Here is a 1,834-nt window from a genome sequence, read left to right as displayed (position 1 = left end):
AATCGGCATAGGAGGCGGCCATCTGGCCGCGCCCCTGCCACACCACCCGGCATGCGGGTCCGCACCGGGCGGTTCGAGAAGTTGAGGTCAGCAGAGTCGAGGCAGACCCAGCCGGTCGAACCACGCCACCGTAAGCACTCCATGGATCAGACCGACACTGTTGTGCCAGAACCTGTGGCTGTTGCCGGCTATTGCCGCTGCCAAATCAGGGTTTGCTCCAAGTTTGCGCAGTTCACGGTACGTTCTCCTTCCGGTTTTCCATTGTTTGAGCTGGATGGCCCTGAGTCGTCGACGTATCCATTCATCGAACCGGTGCCAGAGGCGAGGGGTTTGCGATAAACCGAAGTACGCTTTCCAACCCAGTAGGTACAGTCTCAGACCTTCCACCACTTGCGACATGCTTCGGCCTCCATTACGAGACGTCAGCTGTCGGATGCGGCTTTTGAACGTCTGCAGCGCTTTGCTTGCCACCCAGCGTTTGACCTCGCCTTGAGCTGACAGCCAAAAGCCGTAGCCCAGAAACTTGCGGCCAAACGCACTGGCAATCGCGCTCTTGCTCTCGTTCACTTGCAGCCTAAGTCGGTCATAAAGGCGACGGAGCACTGCCATTACCCGCTGACCGGCCTTGAGGCTGTGTACGTAAACGTTCGCATCGTCCGCGTACCTGACGAAGCAGTGGCCTCGTCGCTCCAACTCCTTGTCCACCTCGTCCAGCAATACATTGGCCAGCAATGGTGAAAGAGGGCCGCCTTGCGGCGTCCCTCGTTCACTGGCTACCACTACGCCGTCGATCAACGTCCCGCTGTTCAGATAGGCCCGGACCAGACGCAGAACCCCTCGGTCGGTTACCTTCCTGCTCAGTCGAGCGATCAAAAGGTCATGGTCAACGCGATCGAAGAACTGCTCCAGATCGACGTCCACCACAATGTCCCGTCCCAAGTGAATGTATCGCTGCGCCGCCAGTACCGCTTGGTGAGCGCTGCGACCGGGACGAAAACCATAGCTATGATCACTGAATCCCGGGTCCAACAGAGGCTGCAAAACCTGCAACAACGCCTGCTGGATCAGTCTGTCCGTCACCGTCGGAATGCCCAGCTTGCGCTCGCCTCCCTCTGGTTTGGGAATCAGAACTCTACGCACCGGGCTTGGCCGGTACGTTCCCGCCAACAACTGCGCCCGTATGACGGGCCAAGCCGTTTTCAGATGCTCGACCGTCTCATCGATCCCAAGACCGTCAACGCCCGCAGCACCTTTATTTGACCGGACTCGCTTGAGCGCCAGCTGCAGGTTTTCTCTGGTCAGGGCTTCTTGCAGAAGCCCTGACCCCGTGTGGCTCGGGTCATGGCGCGGACAGCCGGCTTCATCGCTGGACGCTTCGCGCCGGGTTTCACCCGTCGCAGCTCCGTCCCGCCCCGATTTCCCGGGCATCTGATGCAAGGCCTGTTGTATCGCCATGGTGAACCTCACTCCTTCTCGTTCGGCCCTTCGCTGCGACGCAGCTACTACGGCCTCTGCTGACTTCTCGCTCCGACTTGCGCCGTCGCCCTTTCAGGCATGAGGCGAGATCTCCCCAGGTAAGAACGCCATCCTTCACCGCACAACCGCCGCATTTACGTCCCCGGCACTTTGGCCACAAGAGCTTCGCAGTCACTTGGCTGCTCGCCCTGACCGGTGACGCCTCAGATGCGGTTCGTGTACCTCGGCTCGCGGTTTACGTTCCACGCTTCCTTCCCACACTCGGTCGCCCTCATGCAGTTGCGCTTCGCTTCATTCGCTGTGGCCAGCTCAAGAGAGGACTTTCACCTCTAGGATGGCGCCCATGCTGGGCGCACAA

Annotated in this window: 1 protein-coding gene; it reads right to left on the bottom strand. The window is 59.9% G+C overall.

The window, feature by feature from the left end:
- Nucleotides 1-87: 87 nt before the first annotated feature.
- Nucleotides 88-1,455: a group II intron reverse transcriptase/maturase gene (gene ltrA, locus EYC95_RS29980; RefSeq protein ID WP_131063531.1), complete on the bottom strand. Its 1,368-nt coding sequence runs from the start codon at nucleotides 1,453-1,455 to the stop codon at nucleotides 88-90.
- Between the last annotated feature and the right edge of the window lie 379 nt (nucleotides 1,456-1,834).

The sequence above is a fragment of the Pseudomonas sp. BGI-2 genome (assembly GCF_004310295.1).
Lineage (GTDB): Bacteria > Pseudomonadota > Gammaproteobacteria > Pseudomonadales > Pseudomonadaceae > Aquipseudomonas.
This window is presented reverse-complemented; position numbering and strand designations above follow the sequence as displayed.